The organism is Halorussus aquaticus (genome assembly GCF_024218795.1).
Classification (GTDB): Archaea; Halobacteriota; Halobacteria; order Halobacteriales; family Haladaptataceae; genus Halorussus; species Halorussus aquaticus.
On record NZ_CP100401.1, the window covers coordinates 210,423 to 227,737 of the forward strand.

The window sequence follows — 17,315 nt, forward strand, 5'->3', positions numbered from 1 at the left end:
CTGCCGTGCGCACCGTCGCGTCGTGACCGAGCACGACAAACTCGTCCGCGACCGGATTCCCGAGGTCGTCCGAGAGAACGACGAGACGCCCGTGACCCACGTCGCCGACGGCGAGGAGTACCGACGCCGCCTCCGCGAGAAACTCTGTGAGGAGGCCGAGGAGTTCCGCGAGGACGGCGACCCGGAGGAACTCGCCGACGTGCTGGAGGTCGTCGCGGCGATTCGAGACGCGACCGAGTCCGACAGGGAAGAACTGGAGCGCCTCCTTGAGGAGAAGGCCGAGGAACGCGGACGCTTCGACGACGGCGTGGTTTTAGAGCGTGTCGAGTGAATTCCGGCAGAGCACATCCCCATCCGACCTAAAATTTTAGGCTAAAAATATTAATTTATCAACTATAGATATCGGGGTGCCGTCCATGAAACCAAACGACACGACCATCGACCGACGTTCGCTCCTGAAGCGAGTCGCGGTGGCGGGCGCGACGACCGGTCTCGCCGCCGGAAGCGCCGCCGCGGCCGACGCCGAGAGACCCGGTCGTCCGGCGCGGCGCGACGAGTCCGAGCAGTTGCTCGAATCGTACGGTGGCGACTTACTGACGTTGCTCTCCGAAGAGGGCGTCCTCGACGCCCCCGACGTCACCGAACTCCCGACCGACCGCCCGGCATCGCCCCACGCCCCGCTACGGGGTGAATCGGGGACGGCGTTCGTGGAGGCCGACGTTCAACCGGACAAACTCGTCGCCGTGACTGAGGTCGCGCGGGGGACGCTCACGATATCGGTCGAACCGGGGACGGGCGAGTCGTACGCCCTCCTCGACGACGGTGACTCGGTGACCGTGTTCAACCCCGAGGTCGGAACGCTCGACGCCGAGGACACCGCGACGACCCAGAGTTGCAGTCAGTACGCCTGTCCGCCCGAGGCCGACGGGTCGTGTTACGCATCGAGTGCCATCACGTACGAGGGTGACCGCGTCGCGACGCAGGCGTCGTGCTGTTCGTACTACCAGTGTACGGACCCCTGACTCCGCCGTTCTCTTTTTTGCGGTCGCGGGTGTCGGAGGACCCAGTTCGCGGGAGAGACGTCGCTCGAACGCCCCGTCAGTCGTCCGCCGGGGGGTACTCGCGGTCGAGGTCCACGTCCTCCAGCGGCGCGCCGTCGACCTCGTGAGTACCGACCGGCGGTCGGTTGACCTCCGCGGCGGCCGAGGCCTCCACGTCGGTCTCCTCGGCTATCTCGCTCATCTCGCCGTCTGCGTCGCGAGGCGGGTCAGACTTCGTCTGACTGCTTCGAGAATCACGGCGTGATTCTCGAACGTCTTGGTCGATGCGCATCGAGCAGAACTCCGCGCCGCACATCGAACAGAACCGCGCCTCCTTGTAGTTGTCGCCGGGGAGCGTCTGGTCATGGTACGACCGGGCGCGCTCGGGGTCGAGCGCGAGGTCGAACTGGCGTCGCCAGTCGAAGTCGTACCGGGCCTCCGAGAGGGCGTCGTCCCAGTCGCGGGCGCCCTCGCGTCCGTTCGCCACGTCGGCGGCGTGGGCCGCGATGCGGTAGGCCGCGAGTCCGTCGCGAACGTCCTCGGCGTCGGGGAGTCCGAGGTGTTCCTTCGGCGTGACGTAACAGAGCATCGCGGCCCCCGCGCGGGCCGCTTCGGTCGCCCCGATGGCGCTCGTGATGTGGTCGTAGCCCGGTGCCACGTCGGTCACGAGGGGACCGAGGACGTAGAAGGGCGCGCCGTCGCAGACCTCCTGCTGGCGCTCGACCTGCCCCGAAATCTGGTCCATCGGGACGTGACCCGGTCCCTCGACCATCACCTGCACGCCGTGGTCGTGTGCGATACTGGTGAGTTCGCCGAGCGTCTCCAACTCCGCGAACTGGGCGTCGTCGCCCGCGTCGGCCAGACACCCGGGTCGGAGACCGTCGCCGAGACTGAACGTCACGTCGTACTCCGCGAAGATTTCGCAGATGTCCTCGAACTTGGCGTAGAGGGGGTTCTGCATCCCGTTCTCCTCCATCCACTGGGCGAGGATGGACCCGCCGCGCGAGACGATGCCGGTCTTGCGACCGTCGGTCAGCGGCAGGTGTTCCATCAGGATTCCGGCGTGTATCGTCTGGTAATCGACGCCCTGCGCCGCCTGCTTCTCGACGACGTCGAGCAGGAGTTCGTGTGTGATGTCCGCGACGCTCTCGGCCCGCTTGACCGCCTCGTAAATCGGTACGGTTCCGAGGGGGACCGGCGAGTGTTCGACGTTGGCCGTCCGAATCCGGTCGAGGTCCCCGCCGGTGCTGAGGTCCATCACGGTGTCCGCGCCGTAGTGGACCGCGGCGTGCAACTTCTCCAACTCCTCCTCGACACCGCTGTCGGTCTCGCTGTTACCGATGTTGGCGTTGACCTTCGTGGCGAACTCGCGCCCGATAATCATCGGGTCGAGTCGGTCGTGCTCGACGTTGGCCGGAATCACCGCCCGTCCGTCGGCGACCTGCTGACGGACGAACTCCGGGTCCACCTGTTCGCGTTCGGCGACTCGTTCCATCGCGTCGGTGACCGTTCCCTCGCGGGCACGCTGGAGTTGCGTCATGGATTACTAGGTTGTACTACTTAGTAATAAATTCCGCGGTCGGGACGTTGCGGCAGGGGTCGGTCGTACCGAACGGAGAGTCGTACGCGAAATAGACCGAGTCGAACGCGGGGATTCGACTACCCGAGTCGTATCGTCCGGTAGTACGCGACGGCGGTGACGACGCCCGCGGCACCGAGGTAGAGAATCGCCTTGCCGAGCGGTTCGAGCGCGACGGACGCCGAGAGTCCGGCGTCCACGGCGACCGCCGTCGCGTAGTGCCCGGGGAGATACGACGCGAGCCAGTGGGGGTCCGAGACCATCGGGTTCTGGAAGAAGAACACGTCCACCATCGGCGCGAACAGCAAGAGGTAGACCCCCGCCAACCGCGAGAAGACGAGTCCGGCGAGCGCTCCGAGGAGTCCGTAGGTGAGTCCCCCCAGCACCGACGCGACGGCGAACCACCCTAGTCGGTCGGGGACTACCTCGACGGAGAGAACCGCGAGCGAGACCGCGGCCGCGACCGCCGCGGCGACCGAGAGCAGGCCGACACGGGCGAGCAGTAAGTGGGCCGGTCGGTAGCCCGCGACCGCGAGACGACCGTCCGCGTCGCGGGCGGTCAGCGTCAGGAAGAGTCCCGCGATGCCGCCGACGAGCGCGCACATCAGCGGGACGAGCAGGATGCCGTAGAGTTGCGATGACGGGAGCGTGACGGTCCCGTTCCCGGCGACTTCGACGGGAACCGGGGAATCGGGCATGAGGAAGACGAGGACGCCGACGAAGTACGCCGGGAGGAAGACCAGCAGCGCGAGCAAGACCGGCGTCCGGGCGTACTCGCGGAGGCCCATCTCGAACGCCGTGACGGTGGGACCTCGCCGACCGATTCGGCTCACGCCCATACACCCCCGTCGCCGGTCACGCGGGCGTAGACGACCAGCGCCGCCGCGAACGCGACGCCGAGGTAGGCGGTCCCCGCGAGCGCGTCCCCGATGGGCACCGTCCCGTCGAACACCGCCGCCCGGAACAGGTCGTGAGGATAGTGGAGCGGCAAGAGTACGAGGAAGGGTGAGTCCACGTCGAGCAGGCCGCTGGAGAGGAAGTCGTCGAAGTCCACGAGGAAGACGAGGACGAGCGACCCTTCGAGCGCTCGCGGCAGGACCGCGCCCACGAGCATGCCGACCAGTCCGTACAGCAGCGCCGCGAGCGTCAGCGCGCCGAACGCGGCGAGCGGGGCCTCGGGTTCGACGCGCCACCAGAGGACCGCAGTGGTGACGCCCGCGACCAGTGCGCTCCCGAGGACCACCGCGACCAACCGCGAGGCGAACAGTTCGGCGCGGTCGTAGCCGCAGACGCCGAGTCGCTCGTCGGCCTGCACCGCCCCGAGCATCTGGAACAGACCGAGAATTCCGGCGAGGAACGCGGCGGCGTAGATAGCGCCGTTGACCCGGCCCATCTCGGCCATCGTCCCGCCGTCGAGGTGCGGGAACTGGGGGAAGGCCGCCATCGCCGTCCCGTAGCCCTCCACGACCACGACCGGGAGGACGACCAGCAGGGCGACGTTCAGGGGCGTGCGAACGAACGCGCGGACGTGGGAACTCACGCCCACTCGGAGGCGTCGGAGTCGCCCCGCTCGTCGTTCGCCGTTCGCTGGGGTCCGTCGTCTCGCACTCTCAGGCATCGGTCCCGACCTCCCGCGCGGCCGGGTCGGCGTCCCCGCCGGAACTGCCGGGGTCCCGGGGGTCGTCGGTCGGGCGGTCCGCGAGGTCGGCGTCGGTCACGTCGGTCAGTCGGCCGTCTTCGAGTTCGAGGATGCGGTCGAACCGCTCGCGCTCGCTCACGAAGTGCGAGATGACCGCGATGGCGACGCCGCGGTCGGTCAGTTCCTCGGTCAACTCCCAGAACGCGAGGTAGGTCTGCCAGTCGAACCCGGTGTACGGTTCGTCCAGAAACAGGACGTCCGGGTCGGCCAGTATCGCGACGCTCAGGTTGACCTTCTGCCTGTTACCGCCGCTGAGTTGGTCGATGCGGTAGTCGAGGAACTCCTCGAAGCCCAGTCGGTCGGCCAGACGGTCCCGGGCGTCCCGAATCTCGTCGTCGGTCATCCCGTAGGCGGTCCCGAACAACCGGAACGTCTCGGCCACGGTGAGTCGGTCGTACAGCAGCGGTTCCTGCGGGCACCATCCGGCCACGCCGTCCACGACGACCTCGCCGTCGTCGGGGTCGAGCGCACCGACGAGAATCTTCATCAGCGTGGACTTCCCGCTCCCGTTCTCGCCGACGATACCGACGATTTCGCCCCGTCGAACGTCGAGGTCCGCGCCACGGAGCACTTCGACCGAGCGCGTGAACGGGAGCGGCGAGTCGTACGTCTTCGTCACGTTCCGACCGCGAACGACGAGTTCGTCGCCGAGGGCGGCCCCGTCGGTCGCGTCGTTTCGACGCCTGTTTTCTATATTCGCCATATACCGAATATTCCGTATAACACGATTTATTAGTTTCGGTGGCGTATGTTCGGGCGACCATAATGACCGAACCTGACGCGGGTTCCGCAGACGAACCCACCGAGGACGCCGACGAACCGGCCGTTCGACGCGCCCGAGAGGAGGTAATCGAGGCGATGGCCCGCGCGGCGGAGGTGTACGGCATCAAGCCGAGTTACGGACGACTCTACGGCCTGCTCTACTTCGCCGACGAACCGCTGTCGCTAGACCGCCTCGCCGACGAGAGCGACTACGCCAAGTCCACGGTCAGCACCGCGACGTCCGCGATGGAGCGCTACCACTTCGTCCACCGGCGGTCGATACCCGGGGAAGGGAAGAAGGCCTACTACGAGGCCGAGACAGACCTCTGGCACGTCTTCCAGCAGTTGCTCAATCAGGAGGTCCGGAGCGAGGTCCGAATCATGACGCGGGCGCTCGACGAGGCGGCCGAGACGCTTCGGGACGCCGACTCCGAGCGCGCCGAGCGCGACTTGCAGAAAGTCGAGAAGTTGCAGGGCGTCTACGAGAAGGCCGACAGGGCGCTTACCGTTCTGACGAGTTCGTCGCTCGACCGAATCACGGACCTGTTCGGCCGCCTTCGGTCCGGGGAGTAGGGCCGCACGCAATGAGTTCACCGTGGCGAAGCGGGCGGCGGACGCTAACCCCAATCCATTACACCGTCCCCCGAAAATCATCACCCGATGGAAACGTGGAAGCGCCGAACGCTCTACTACGTCTCGACGCTCGTCGCCGTCTTCGTCGGGTACGCGCTGATTTACGACTACGGGATGGCCGTCTACGAGGGCCACACCCAACCGTTCTACCAGTCCATGCAGGTCGTCGTGGAGACGTTCACCACGACCGGGTACGGGTCTGACGCGCCGTGGGAGACCCCCGAGATGAACCTGTTCGTGATGCTCATGGACCTGACCGGCGTGGTCCTCATCTTCGCGGCCCTGCCGGTGTTCGTCGTCCCGCTGTTCGAGGACGCGCTCTCGACCACGCTCCCGACGACGGCCGAGGACCTCAGCGACCACGTCGTCATCTGCACGCACACCCCTCGGGCCGAGACGCTCATCTCCGAGTTGGAGTCGTGGGACGTCGAGTACGTCGTCGTGGAACCCGACCGCGCGACTGCGTTAGACCTCTACGAGTCGGGCTACTCGGTCGTCCACGGCGACCCCGAGTCGGTCGAGACGCTGGAAGGGGTGAACCTCGACGGAGCCACCGCGCTCGTCGCCGACGCCGGTGACGAGGTGGACGTGAGTATCGTCCTGACGGCGCGGGAGGCCGCCGAAGACGTGCGCATCGTCAGCGTCGTCGAGGAACCCGACCACGAGGCCTACCACGAACTCGCGGGCGTGGACGAGGTCCTCTCGCCGCGACGACTGGTCGGCGAGAGTCTGGCCGACAAGATTACCACCGCCGTCTCGACGGAACTCGGCGACGCGGTCGAAATCGGCTCGGACTTCGAAATCGCTGAACTCTCGGTCCAGCGCGGGAGCGAACTCGCCGGGCACACCCTCGCCGAGAGCGGTATCCGGGAGCGCTCGGGGGCGAACGTCATCGGGGCGTGGATTCGGGGGGAGTTCGAGACGCCGCCGTCGCCCGACACCGAACTCGTCTCCGGAACGGTCCTGCTGGTCGCGGGCCGAGAGGTCCAACTCGAACGCCTCAACGACCTCGCGAGTTCGACCGCGCGGAGTCCCCGACGGGGCACGGTCCTCGTCGTCGGTCACGGCGAGGTCGGTTCGACCGTCACCGACGCGCTCGCCGCGGCGAACATCTCCTACACCGTGGTGGACGTCGCGGACAAACCCGGCGTCGACGTGCAGGGCGACACGACCAACCCCGAGACGCTGGAGAAGGCGGGCATCGAACAGGCCCGAACGGTGGTGTTCACCGTCGCCGACGACACGCTGACCGGGTTCGGGACGCTGGTGGCGCGCGACCTGAACCCCGACATCGAGGTGTTGGCTCGGGCCGAGGAGACCGGAAACGTCAACAAACTCTATCGGGCCGGGGCCGACTACGTGCTGGCGCTGGCCACCGTCTCGGGCCGGATGCTCGCGTCCACGATTCTGGAGCGCGAGGAGGTCATCTCGATGGACAAACAGGTCGAAATCGTCCGGACGACCGCCACGGAGTTCGTCGGCCAGAGCCTCGCGGAGACCGACATCCGCGCCCGGACCGGGTGTACGGTCGTGGCGGTCGAACGCGACGGGCGGGTGGTCACCGAACTGGGACCGGACTTCCGCTTCCGGCGGGGCGACGACGTCATCGTCGCGGGGACCGACGAGAGCGTCGGTCGGTTCACGACGCTGGCGAACTGAGACGCCCCCGGGTCGGCGGTGCGCTCCCCGGCAGTCGGTTCGGAACAGTTGCGCTCTCGGCGCTTGGCCGGTCCTACCGACGGTAACGCCCCGTTTCGGTTCGGGGGTTTTTGTCTCTCGCCGACGTACTCGGGCCAGCGGAGAACCCACACGGGGGACCGGGGAACACGATGAACGTCATCGAAGGGGCACGAATCAGTTGGCGCAACATCCGCGAGCACAAGCTTCGCTCGACACTGACCACGCTCGGAGTCATCATCGGCGTCGCGGCGGTCATCACGTTCGTGACGCTCGGGGCGAGTCTCCAGCAGGACATCATCAGTACCGTCGCGGGGGGCAACGCAGCGACGATGTACGTGACCGCCCAGTCGCCGGGCGACAGCAGGCTTCCGTCGCTCGGGGGCGGCGGCGGGTCGGTCGTCTTCACCCAGTACGACGTCCAGCAGATACGGCAACTGGAGGGCGTCGAACTCGCCGCGCCCGAGAGCGGCATCGCCGCTTCCTCCGTCACGTACAACAACTCGACCGTGGGCAGACAGTGGATTACGGTGTCGTCGCCGGGCTACTTCCGGGTGCGGAACATCTCGTTCGTTGCGGGACGACCGTATCGGATGGGGGAACGCGAGGTGGTACTCAACCGACCGGCCAGCGAGATGTTCGCCGGCAACGTCACCGTCGGCGACAACGTCACGTTCACGCGAGCGGCCAACGACGAGAAACTGAACGCCACGGTCGTCGGCATCGTCGAGACCCAGAGCGGGGGCAGCGTCCTCGGATTCGGTCAGGGCGAGGCGCAACCGAAGATATACGCGCCCACCCAGCCCTACTACGAGCGAACGGTCGTGAGTCCGAACCTCCGCGCTCGCCAGTTGGTCTACGGGCGGATACTCGTCAAAGCCGAGTCGCCGGGACAGGTCGATGCGGTGCAGGGTCGGGTGTTCAACTTCCTCGGCGAGCAGTCCGACGCCCGCCAACTCAAGTCCCAGTCCTACCAGTTCGAGGTGACGACGCAGGGCCAGATCATCGGCCAGATAAAGCAGTTGACCAGTACCTTCACCGCCTACATCACGGGCATCGCGGTCATCTCGCTCATCGTGGGATCCATCGGCATCGCAAACATCATGCTGGTGAGCGTGACCGAACGAACCCGCGAAATCGGTATCATGAAAGCGGTCGGCGCGCAGAACCGCGACGTGCTCCAGTTGTTCCTCGTCGAGGCGGTCATGCTCGGGGTGCTGGGGTCGGCGCTCGGTGCGGTCGTCGGTATCGCGGGCGGGTACGCCGGGGCGCAGGCCATCGGCCTCCCGCTGGCGTTCCAGCCGATTTGGTTCGTGGCATCGGTCGCCGTGGGCGTCGTGGTCGGAGTCCTCGCGGGACTCTACCCGGCGTGGGACGCCGCCCACACCGACCCCATCGACGCGCTCAGGTACGAGTGAAGGCAGCGTTCGGAACTCGCGGGCGTCGCGACGAAACGCCCGGTCCGGCCGAAAGATGTAACTCTCGTTTCGTACTGTGTTCGGTAACCAGCGACCGTAAACGACGATTTCCGCGACGTAACGACGCCGGGGTCCGCGCGACTCGGGACGGGGGACGGAGTAGCCACTGGATAACAAAGGGCGACCGACGCGAACCGCAGACGAGACCGAGTGCGCTCGTTTTGAGCGCAGGAGACCGCTATGACGGAACAGAACCTCGCACAGAAGACGACGGTACGCACCCAGAAGTACAAACGGGAGTTGCTCTGGCTCTCGCCCGCGCTCCTCGCGACGGCGGTCCTGTTCACTGTCTATCTGCGTTCGCACCCCTACCCGTCGTTCGGGGCGGGACTCTACCTCCTCGTCGCCGAGCGCATCTCCGAGGCGGGGTACGCGCTCCCGAAGACGATTCCCTACTACACGGACGGCGGCGTCCCCTTCGCGTACCCGCCGCTGATGTTCTACGCGGTGGCGGCCATCCGGGACCTCACGGGACTCGACCCCATCACCATCACGCGGGTGCTGCCGGGACTGGTGACCATGCTCTACCTCGTTCCGCTCTACCTGCTGGCCCGAGACCTGCTCGGGTCGCGACCCGAGGCCGCGCTGACCAGTCTCCTCGCGGCGGTGAGTCCGCCCGTGCTCCAGTGGCACATCTCGGCCGGGGGAATCGTCCGCGCGCCAGCCTTCCTGTTCGCGCTGACGGGCATCTACGCGGGACTCCGTCTCTACCGCGACCGGGACCAGCGATGGGTCGTCCCCTCGCTCGCGCTGTTCACGCTCACCGTCCTCACTCATCCCCTCTACACCGCGTTCTTCGCGCTGTCGTACTTCCTGCTGTTCCTCGCGTTCGACCGAACGGCGTGGGGTCTCCTCCGCGGTGCGGTGGTCGGCGTGGGCGGCATCACGCTGGCCGCTCCGTGGTGGATACAGGTGATGTCCTACCACGGCGTGGACGTGTTCACGAGCGCGGCGGGCACTCACGGCGGCATCGGCGGCGGCATCCAGTCGCTGCAGGCGCTCGTGGAGTTCGACGTCCACGGCGCGCTGGTCGGCCAGTTGTGGGCCGTCGTCCCGTTGTTCGGCATCGCGTACCTCCTGAAGGAGCGCCGGTACTTCCTCCCGGTCTGGTTCGTCACGGTGATGCTGGCGTTCGGCAAGCCGCGACTCTCGGTCACCGTCGGGGCCTTCATCATCGCCGTCTTCCTACTCGAAGGAGTCGGCCCGTGGCTGAAGCGCGAGACGCCACTCGCGGTCGGTAGACGGGGGTTCGTCACCGCCGCGCTCGTGTTGATAGCCACCGTCGGTCTCGCCGGAGGTGCGATGTACGCGACTGGCGACGTGGACGCCCACGCCGGGAGTCCCTCGCTCCCGCAGTTCATCACCCACGACGACGTGGAGGCGATGGAGTGGGTGGAGACGAACACCGACCCGAGCGCCACGTTCGTCGTGCAGGGCGACGCCGCCGAGTGGTTCCCCCAGCAGACCCACCGAACGATGCTGGTAGGGCCGTGGGGCGTCGAGTGGAAGGGCCACGAACCGTACAACCGCCAGTTGAACCTCTTCCGAGACATCTCCTCGTGCAACAGCGCCCACTGCATGTCCCAGACCCTCTCCGAGGCCGGGGTGAGTCCGGACTACATCTACCTGCCGAAGGGGACGTTCACGGTGCGCGGGATGCAGTACCAGCGCACCAGCAAACTGGCGATGTCGATGCACCTCTCGCCCAAGTACCGCACCGTCTTCGAGAACGACGGCGTCATCGTCTTCGAGGTGATGGGCGGCGAGCAGGGCGAGAGCCAGACCGGGACGGGCCCCGGGAGGAAATCCGGTAACAGCGACGGTGAGAACTCCGGTGGCCGGTAACCGGACCTGTGAAACGACGGGTCCTGCGACACGCGGCGAAACCGAACGGACCGACAGAACGTAGGGAAACGACAGCAACCGACGAACCGAGACGAAGGCGTCTCAGAACAGCGGGTCCAACTCGCCGTCGTCGTCCTCGATGAGGTCGGTGGTGTTCTGCTGGCTCTCGGACCGAATCTCGTCGATGTTGTCTTGGGTCTCGACGGCGACGTCCTGTAACTCCTCGACGCGGGGGACCTGCGAGACGCCAGACAGCAGGACGACGCCAGCGACCTGTTCGGCGTCGCCGGTCGGGTAGTCCCCGCCCCGGACTTCCATCGACCCGGTCTGGTTCTCCAGCCACTTGCGGCCCTTCTCGACGCCCTTCCGGTTCAGGTACTCTGGCGGGCCGCTGGCGACCAGCAGCGAGCGCTCGGCGCTGTCGATTTCGCAGGGCAGGGTCAACCGCCCCAGCGCCGCCTTCCGGACCAGACTCGTGATTCGGTTGGTCGCGTGGGTCGAGTCCACGTCCTCGGTGCCGTCGCTCTTGAACCGCGAGAGCAGGCCGCCCGACGGGTTGTCCACCTCCTCGGCGGCGTACCCGACCGTGGAGACGCCGCCGGTGTCGAGCGTGTTGATTATCTCGCTGGAGTCCACGACGCTCTCGCCCACTTCGTCGCCCCGCGAGACCTCGCCCGCGCCGAAGAGGATGCCGAACCGCCGGACTATCTCCTCGTTGATGCGGTCGTAGCCCGACCCGACGCTCTCGCCGGACTCGCGCCACGCGTCGTTGTCGAACACCAACAGGTTGTCCACCTCGCGGACGAACGTCTGGAACGACCGCGCGGCGTTCAGGGTGTAGATGCCGCCCTCGTCACGGCCCGGCAGGATACCGAGACCGTAGACCGGTTCGGTGTAGATGCGCTTGAGATACTTCGCGAGGACCGGCGCGCCGCCCGACCCCGTCCCGCCGCCCATCCCGGCGACGATGAGGAAGGCGTCGATGTCGTGGATGGGGACGTTGTCCACCGCGCCCTGTACCTCGTCGATGTCCTCCTCGGCGATCTCCGCGCCGAGTTCGTTGTCCGCGCCGACGCCGTGGCCCTTCACGCGGGACTGCCCGATGAGGACCTGATTCTCCTCGGGCACGTAGTCCAGACCCACGAGGTCGGCCTTCGCGGTGTTGACCGCCACGGCCGACCGCACGGCCTGACTGCCGGTGCGCTGGTCGTACTCGATGAACTTGTCCACTATCTTCCCGCCCGCCTGTCCGAAACCGATCATCGCGAGTTTCATCGTGACCCCTCCGTGACGGCGTTCAATCGGTGCCTGTCGTCGGCGTCATCGACGCCTGTAACTCCGAGAGACGCCCGGTGCTGATTGTGAGACATTCCGTAACCCCCGGCGAGGTAGACCACGGGGACGTTGATAAATCCTCAGCACGGTTTTGTCTCCCGGCCGACAACCGGCGGTCTCAGGGCGGGCGTAACGACCAGTCGTCGGACGACCCACGAAACGGACACCGAGAGTCGCTCCGCACCGACAGCAGCGTTTCCGCCTCTCGGGAGGCGGAACTTAGAGCCGGAGATACTGACGGAAAGGGGTAGTTAGATATCCTTCAAGAACGTCAGTGGACTGGGAGCCATGAAGCGAACGTTCCTCGTCCTGTTCGTCCTCGGGATGGTGGGCAGCGCACCGCCGGTCTCGTCGGTAGCGACGGTCACGTCGGGCACGCCGCAATCGCAGTCGTTCGCACAGGACGGCGCGACCGAGTACCCGCCGGGTCTCTCGGCGGACGGCGTGACGGACCCGCTCGCGCTCGCGGACGCCCACCGGGAGGCGCTCGGTAACACCTCCTACACAGTGGCGACGTCGTACGCGTTCCGCCGACCGAACGGAACCGTGCTGAGTCAGGGAATCACGACGACGCGGGTCTCGTCGGGCGGAGAATCGTTCTACGCGGTGACCTCCCAGACGCAGAGCAACGCCACCCGACCGCTCGGAATCGGCCGGTACGAACTCGCGACGTGGGCGAACGAGACCCGCGCGGTGACCGCCCGACAGGTTCGGGGCGGCGAACCGACCTATCGGGAAGTCAGTCGCGAGCGTGCGCCGTTCGAACCGGACACCCAGTGGGAACTGTTGTACAGCGCATTCGCCGCGACGAACACCACCGTCGTCGAGCGGTTCGAGCGCGACGGAACCGCGCTGTTCCGCGTCGTCTCGACCGAACAACCGAGACCGGAGTTGGCGTCTGTGTACGGAGGGTCGTACAGCCTCGTCGCCATCGTGGACTCGCAGGGGGTCGTCCGGACGCTCCAGCAGACCTACCGGACGACGTTCGAGGACCGGCCCGCCGTCGTCTCGCGGACGGTACGCCTCACTCGACTCGGGAACACGACGGTCGAGCGCCCGGACTGGTACGAGAAAGCAGTGGCTAACGGGACGACGAACGAGACGAGATAATCAGTCTCGGCGGTTCGACTACGCCGACGCGTGCTGGCCCACAGACTCCACGATGGCGTCCACGTCGAACTCGTCCTCGTCCTTGTCGAACACCTGTTCGCCGTCGGCGCGGACCTCGAACACGCCGCTGTCGCCCGTCACCAGCGCCACCGAGTCGAGTCGCTCGCCGTACTCGCTGAGAAGCGCGTGCTGTACGTCCTGTGCCCGGTCGAGCATCCCGCAGGGGACGCAGTACTCGATTTCGACGTCCGTCATGGTCGTTCGGCGATACGAATCGAGGTGACTTAAAGAGACGTGTGAGGGGACGACCGCGTCGAGCGCCCGCTGGCTACGTCGGATTCACGTCGTGCGCCACTGGTTCACGCCGAATCCGCGTCGCCGGACAGTCGATAGGTGTCTATCTCCGCGCCGGTGTCGGTGTCGCGGTCGGCCGCGGTCTCGACCGCCTCGCGCGCCAGTTCCTCGGCCTCGTCCGCACTGAGACGGTCCTCGCGACCCTCTAGAACGCCGAGTGCCAACTGCGCGCCGGACCCGAACGCGACTGCGGCGTCGGTGACGACGCCGCCGTCGCTACCGATTCCCCGGACGCGGGGTGTTCCGTCCTCGCTGGCGGCGACGATGGCCTCGACGCCCTCCGCGGCGGCCACGTCGCTGGCGACGCTGGCGAACCGGTCGATACCCATCGGGTCGCCCTGCTCGGTCTCGTGGGACCGGACCTCGGAGTCGAGTCGGCGCCGGAACTCGTCGATACCACCGGTCTCGCTGACCGCCGCCGCGCCGACCGCGCCGAAGTCGAAGACGTGGCGCTTGCGCTCGCTCGACACCGTTCCGCCGCGCGTGAGTCGGCGGTCCCCCGCGAGCACGACTCCACCGTCACCCTCGACGCCGACGATAGTTGCCATGTCCGGATGGAGGGCGTCCGGCAGGAAGTGCGTTGTTGCCGACTCGGCGGAATCGAGGACTCGGGGATTCGAATGGCCTCGCGTCAGTGTTTCGGAGACGATTCGAACCCGACATACCGGTGGACCCATCAGTCGAGGCTCAGAAAGTTGCGTCTGATGACAGCTCCGACGCTCAACCTGTTCGGCGTCGGAGCGACCCGAAGTCGGGACTGTCGAGACGTTCGCGGTTCGACCGACGCGAGAATAACTGCCAGTCGCACGAGCGAGTGAAGGGCGCCGAAAAGGGAGTCGCTGACGCGGGACTACGCGGTTATCGAAGACTTCTCGCCGAGGTGGCTCGTCTCCCACTCGCGGCGGGCCTCGATTTCGCGGCTACCGCGGTCGGTGAGCGCGTAGTAGTTGGTTCGCCGGTCGCGCTGGCCCTTGTCTACCAGCCCTTTGTCGACGAGCGTGTCGAGGTTCGGGTAGAGTCGGCCGTGGTGAATCTCCTTCTCGTAGTACGATTCGAGTTCGTCCTTGATTGCGAGGCCGTGCGGTTCGTCCTTCCCCGCGATGACGTACAACAAGTCCCGCTGGAAACCAGTCAGGTCGTGCATGACTTACGAAAGTCGATAGCTTCTCTGTAATTATAAGCTTGATGGCCGGTAAATTCAGATTCGTTCGAAATCGGGGCGTAGAGCACACCGATACACTAGGTCCGACCGGTCCGTTCACCGACCCGAACCGAACTGCGACCGTCGGTCAGGCGGCTTCAGGCTCCGTATAACAATGGCCGTTCGAGCGCAACGTCTCACTACTGACCCCGGAGCCACGCGCGGGTCTCCGCCGGAACGAGATTACCATGAAGTATCTGTTCTTCACCAACACGCCAGCACAGGTTCACCAGTACAGGCGCGCGGTCTCGAAACTGGAGGAACGCGGCCACGAGACGCTCGTACTCGCGCGCGACTACGGTTGCACCGAGGCGTTGCTCGACTACTACGAGGTGTCGTACGAACGCTACGGTCGATGCGAGACCGAGAAGTTCTCGCTGGTGCGCGAACTGCCGAAGCACGCCGTCAACATCGTCCAGCGGACCCTCCGCTACGACCCGGATTGCGTCTTCGGCCGCGGGGCCTACGCCGCGCTGGCGGGGACCGTCGCCCGCGTTCCGGTCGTGCTGGTGGACGACTCGGACAACACCGACCTCGACCACGCTATCTCCGTCCCGTTGGCCGACGCGGTGCTGACGCCCCACACCTTCGAGAAGGACCTCGGCGACGAACACTACGAGTTTCGGGGGTTCAAGGAGTGCGCCTACCTCCACCCCGAGGAGTGGGAACCGCAGACCGACGTGCGCGAGGAGTTGGGCGTCGGCCCGGACGAGACGTTCGCCATCGTCCGACTCAACGCCTTCGGATCCCACCACGACGTGGGCGAGGCCGGGTTCACGCCCGAGAAGCGCCGGGAACTCGTCGAGCGCCTCGCCGAGTACGCGACCGTCTTCGTCTCCGACGAGGGCGGCGACATGGACCTCGACGACGCTCCCGCCCGGTCCTTCGACCTCCATCCGGCGTTGCTCCACGACGCGCTGGCCGAGGCCTCCCTGCTGGTCGCCGACACACAGACGATGGTGACGGAGGCCGCGCTCCTCGGCACCCCCGCGATTCGCTCGAACTCCTTCGTCGGCGACGACGACATGGGCAACTTCCTCGACCTCGAACGCGCGGGGCTGATATACAACCTCGAAGCGTTCGACGCGGTGCTCGACGCCGCGACCGACATCCTCGCCGACGACGGTGCCGACGAGCGCTGGCGGACCCTGCGCGACGACTACCTCGACGACAAGGTGAACCTCACCGAGGTGGTCCTCGACGTGGCCGAGACGGTCGGTGCGACCGGCGGAGCCTCGTCCGGTAGCATCGCCGGAGTCGACGGCGTCGTTCCCCGCGGTTCCAGCCCCGACCGCGCGGTGGCGCTGGGGACGGAGACGCTTCGGAGCGACGGCGGCCGGGGCGACGACGACGCGGAACGAACCGTCGGACAGCGAGACGACGGCGCTCGGACCGAGGGAGGGAGACGGTGAACGTCCTCAATCTGGTCTCGAACGAGGACGCCCGGTTCTTCCAGCAACAGACGAAGGTGCTGGAGCGCCGCGGCGTGAACTGCGCCACGATGAAACCGCCCGGCGACCACGTCGCCCGCGAGGACGTGACCGAGCGGTCGGTCGGCGACTACCTCCGGTTCGTCCCGCAGGTCATCAACGAGTCGCTGGAGGGGTACGACGTGGTCCACGCCAACTACGGTCTGACCGCCCCGGCCGCGCTCGCGCAGGTCCGACTCCCGGTGGTCCTCTCGCTGTGGGGAACCGACCTGATGGGCGAGTACGGGTGGTTGTCCAAACAGTGCGCGCGCTACTGCGACGCCGTCATCGTGATGTCCGACGAGATGGCGCGCGAACTCGGCGAACCCTGCCACGTCGTCCCGCACGGTATCGACATGGACCGATTCGCGCCCCGGCCGAAGGACGAGTCCCGCGCCGAGGTAGGGTGGGACCCGGACGCGCGCCACGTCCTGTTCCCGTATCCGCCCTCGCAGGACGTGAAGAACCACTCCCGCGCGCGTCGAATCGTCGAGCGAGCGAGCGAGCGAGTCGAGACCGACGTGGAGTTGCAGGTCGTCTACGGCGTCCCCCACGCCGAAGTGGCCACGTACATGAACGCCGCCGACGCGCTCGTGCTGACCTCGAAGCGAGAGGGGTCGCCCAACTCCGTCAAGGAGGCGCTGAGCTGTAACCTCCCGGTCGTCTCGACCGACGTCGGCGACGTGGCCGACCGACTCGACGGCGTCTCGCCGTCCGCGGTCTCGGAGGACGACGACGAACTCGTCGAGGCACTGGCGGACGTTCTCGCTGACCCCCGTCGGTCGAACGGTCGGGAGACCGTCCGGCACCTCAGCCTCGACCGGATGGCCGAGCGTATCGAAGGCGTCTACGAGTCTGTCGTCTGACCGACGGTGGCACGATGGCTCGGTATCCTGAAATTACCGAGTCGCATCCCGACCGCTGATTTCCTCGAACTAGTGGAGGGGTTTCGACGGTGCCTGCGTTACTGTGAGTTCGCGAGTTCGTAGGGTCCCCCGACCGACGGGCGGGAAACACTCGGTTTCCGATAGCCTAGGCAACCAGTACCAATCGGTAATCACACGAACCGCCGTACGGCCGACTTATACTCGGGAAGATACCCACTATCCCGGTATAGTCGCTGGACAACAAAG

The 17,315-nt window shown here is 66.6% G+C and carries 17 protein-coding genes; 9 read left to right on the plus strand and 8 right to left on the minus strand.

The features are described from left to right. Positions 1 to 22: 22 nt before the first annotated feature. Positions 23 to 331: a nucleoside triphosphate pyrophosphohydrolase gene (locus NGM06_RS19470; RefSeq protein ID WP_254270432.1), complete on the plus strand. Its 309-nt coding sequence runs from the start codon at positions 23 to 25 to the stop codon at positions 329 to 331. Positions 332 to 416: 85 nt separating this feature from the next. Then, a complete protein-coding gene (locus NGM06_RS19475) occupies positions 417 to 1,022 on the plus strand; it encodes a hypothetical protein (protein ID WP_254270433.1) in 606 nt (201 codons plus the stop codon). A 76-nt stretch (positions 1,023 to 1,098) separates the two neighbouring features. Here NGM06_RS19475 and thiC read toward each other — a convergent pair whose 3' ends face one another. The 4 genes from thiC to NGM06_RS19495 all read right to left on the minus strand — a co-directional run bounded on the left by thiC (position 1,099) and on the right by NGM06_RS19495 (position 5,021). Continuing rightward, positions 1,099 to 2,580 (minus strand): phosphomethylpyrimidine synthase ThiC, encoded by a 1,482-nt coding sequence (gene thiC, locus NGM06_RS19480; protein WP_254270434.1) that lies wholly within the window; start codon positions 2,578 to 2,580, stop codon positions 1,099 to 1,101. Positions 2,581 to 2,699: 119 nt separating this feature from the next. Next, a complete protein-coding gene (locus NGM06_RS19485) occupies positions 2,700 to 3,458 on the minus strand; it encodes an ABC transporter permease (protein ID WP_254270435.1) in 759 nt (252 codons plus the stop codon). Further along, the gene (locus NGM06_RS19490; RefSeq protein ID WP_254270436.1) at positions 3,449 to 4,237 is read right to left on the minus strand and encodes a hypothetical protein; all 789 of its coding nucleotides are present in this window, start codon (positions 4,235 to 4,237) and stop codon (positions 3,449 to 3,451) included. The genes NGM06_RS19485 and NGM06_RS19490 overlap by 10 nt, the downstream gene beginning before the upstream one ends. Beyond that, positions 4,230 to 5,021, minus strand: a complete 792-nt coding sequence (locus NGM06_RS19495; protein WP_254270437.1) for an ABC transporter ATP-binding protein — start codon at positions 5,019 to 5,021, stop codon at positions 4,230 to 4,232. Before NGM06_RS19495 ends, NGM06_RS19490 begins: the two co-directional genes overlap by 8 nt. Before the next feature lie 62 nt (positions 5,022 to 5,083). On the opposite strand from NGM06_RS19495, the gene NGM06_RS19500 reads away from it, so the two are divergent. The 4 genes from NGM06_RS19500 to NGM06_RS19515 all read left to right on the plus strand — a co-directional run bounded on the left by NGM06_RS19500 (position 5,084) and on the right by NGM06_RS19515 (position 10,713). After that, positions 5,084 to 5,653: a GbsR/MarR family transcriptional regulator gene (locus NGM06_RS19500; protein WP_254270438.1), complete on the plus strand. Its 570-nt coding sequence runs from the start codon at positions 5,084 to 5,086 to the stop codon at positions 5,651 to 5,653. Positions 5,654 to 5,740: 87 nt separating this feature from the next. Beyond that, positions 5,741 to 7,372 carry a potassium channel family protein gene (locus NGM06_RS19505; RefSeq protein ID WP_254270439.1) on the plus strand — a complete coding sequence of 544 codons (1,632 nt, stop codon included), beginning with the start codon at positions 5,741 to 5,743 and terminating at the stop codon, positions 7,370 to 7,372. 170 nt (positions 7,373 to 7,542) lie between these two features. Further along, positions 7,543 to 8,808 carry an ABC transporter permease gene (locus NGM06_RS19510; protein WP_254270080.1) on the plus strand — a complete coding sequence of 422 codons (1,266 nt, stop codon included), beginning with the start codon at positions 7,543 to 7,545 and terminating at the stop codon, positions 8,806 to 8,808. Between the two features lie 240 nt (positions 8,809 to 9,048). After that, entirely contained in the window at positions 9,049 to 10,713 is a 1,665-nt protein-coding gene (locus NGM06_RS19515) for a glycosyltransferase family 39 protein (protein WP_254270081.1), read from the plus strand. A 102-nt stretch (positions 10,714 to 10,815) separates the two neighbouring features. On the opposite strand, the gene NGM06_RS19520 is transcribed toward NGM06_RS19515, so the two are convergent. Continuing rightward, entirely contained in the window at positions 10,816 to 11,988 is a 1,173-nt protein-coding gene (locus NGM06_RS19520; protein WP_254270082.1) for a tubulin/FtsZ family protein, read from the minus strand. 348 nt (positions 11,989 to 12,336) lie between these two features. On the opposite strand from NGM06_RS19520, the gene NGM06_RS19525 reads away from it, so the two are divergent. Continuing rightward, positions 12,337 to 13,158 carry a hypothetical protein gene (locus NGM06_RS19525; RefSeq protein ID WP_254270083.1) on the plus strand — a complete coding sequence of 274 codons (822 nt, stop codon included), beginning with the start codon at positions 12,337 to 12,339 and terminating at the stop codon, positions 13,156 to 13,158. 18 nt (positions 13,159 to 13,176) lie between these two features. Here NGM06_RS19525 and NGM06_RS19530 read toward each other — a convergent pair whose 3' ends face one another. The 3 genes from NGM06_RS19530 to NGM06_RS19540 all read right to left on the minus strand — a co-directional run bounded on the left by NGM06_RS19530 (position 13,177) and on the right by NGM06_RS19540 (position 14,656). Continuing rightward, positions 13,177 to 13,413 (minus strand): Rdx family protein, encoded by a 237-nt coding sequence (locus NGM06_RS19530; protein ID WP_254270084.1) that lies wholly within the window; start codon positions 13,411 to 13,413, stop codon positions 13,177 to 13,179. Between the two features lie 104 nt (positions 13,414 to 13,517). Beyond that, complete coding sequence (locus tag NGM06_RS19535; protein ID WP_254270085.1) at positions 13,518 to 14,060, minus strand: 20S proteasome subunit A/B; 543 nt, start codon at positions 14,058 to 14,060, stop codon at positions 13,518 to 13,520. 302 nt (positions 14,061 to 14,362) lie between these two features. Beyond that, the gene (locus NGM06_RS19540) at positions 14,363 to 14,656 is read right to left on the minus strand and encodes a PadR family transcriptional regulator (RefSeq protein WP_254270086.1); all 294 of its coding nucleotides are present in this window, start codon (positions 14,654 to 14,656) and stop codon (positions 14,363 to 14,365) included. Positions 14,657 to 14,901: 245 nt separating this feature from the next. Here NGM06_RS19540 and NGM06_RS19545 point away from each other — a divergent pair, with 245 nt between their 5' ends. Both NGM06_RS19545 and NGM06_RS19550 read left to right on the plus strand, forming a co-directional pair. Beyond that, positions 14,902 to 16,125, plus strand: a complete 1,224-nt coding sequence (locus NGM06_RS19545) for a DUF354 domain-containing protein (RefSeq protein WP_254270087.1) — start codon at positions 14,902 to 14,904, stop codon at positions 16,123 to 16,125. Next, a complete protein-coding gene (locus tag NGM06_RS19550) occupies positions 16,122 to 17,048 on the plus strand; it encodes a glycosyltransferase family 4 protein (protein ID WP_254270088.1) in 927 nt (308 codons plus the stop codon). Before NGM06_RS19545 ends, NGM06_RS19550 begins: the two co-directional genes overlap by 4 nt. Positions 17,049 to 17,315 lie beyond the last annotated feature (267 nt).

Coding starts and splice junctions, on each gene's coding strand:
- NGM06_RS19475 (WP_254270433.1), top strand. CDS start 417: ATGAAACCAAACGACACGACCATCGACCGACGTTCGCTCCTGAAGCGA.
- thiC (WP_254270434.1), bottom strand. CDS start 2,580: ATGACGCAACTCCAGCGTGCCCGCGAGGGAACGGTCACCGACGCGATG.
- NGM06_RS19485 (WP_254270435.1), bottom strand. CDS start 3,458: ATGGGCGTGAGCCGAATCGGTCGGCGAGGTCCCACCGTCACGGCGTTC.
- NGM06_RS19490 (WP_254270436.1), bottom strand. CDS start 4,237: ATGCCTGAGAGTGCGAGACGACGGACCCCAGCGAACGGCGAACGACGA.
- NGM06_RS19495 (WP_254270437.1), bottom strand. CDS start 5,021: ATGGCGAATATAGAAAACAGGCGTCGAAACGACGCGACCGACGGGGCC.
- NGM06_RS19500 (WP_254270438.1), top strand. CDS start 5,084: ATGACCGAACCTGACGCGGGTTCCGCAGACGAACCCACCGAGGACGCC.
- NGM06_RS19505 (WP_254270439.1), top strand. CDS start 5,741: ATGGAAACGTGGAAGCGCCGAACGCTCTACTACGTCTCGACGCTCGTC.
- NGM06_RS19510 (WP_254270080.1), top strand. CDS start 7,543: ATGAACGTCATCGAAGGGGCACGAATCAGTTGGCGCAACATCCGCGAG.
- NGM06_RS19515 (WP_254270081.1), top strand. CDS start 9,049: ATGACGGAACAGAACCTCGCACAGAAGACGACGGTACGCACCCAGAAG.
- NGM06_RS19520 (WP_254270082.1), bottom strand. CDS start 11,988: ATGAAACTCGCGATGATCGGTTTCGGACAGGCGGGCGGGAAGATAGTG.
- NGM06_RS19525 (WP_254270083.1), top strand. CDS start 12,337: ATGAAGCGAACGTTCCTCGTCCTGTTCGTCCTCGGGATGGTGGGCAGC.
- NGM06_RS19530 (WP_254270084.1), bottom strand. CDS start 13,413: ATGACGGACGTCGAAATCGAGTACTGCGTCCCCTGCGGGATGCTCGAC.
- NGM06_RS19535 (WP_254270085.1), bottom strand. CDS start 14,060: ATGGCAACTATCGTCGGCGTCGAGGGTGACGGTGGAGTCGTGCTCGCG.
- NGM06_RS19540 (WP_254270086.1), bottom strand. CDS start 14,656: ATGCACGACCTGACTGGTTTCCAGCGGGACTTGTTGTACGTCATCGCG.
- NGM06_RS19545 (WP_254270087.1), top strand. CDS start 14,902: ATGAAGTATCTGTTCTTCACCAACACGCCAGCACAGGTTCACCAGTAC.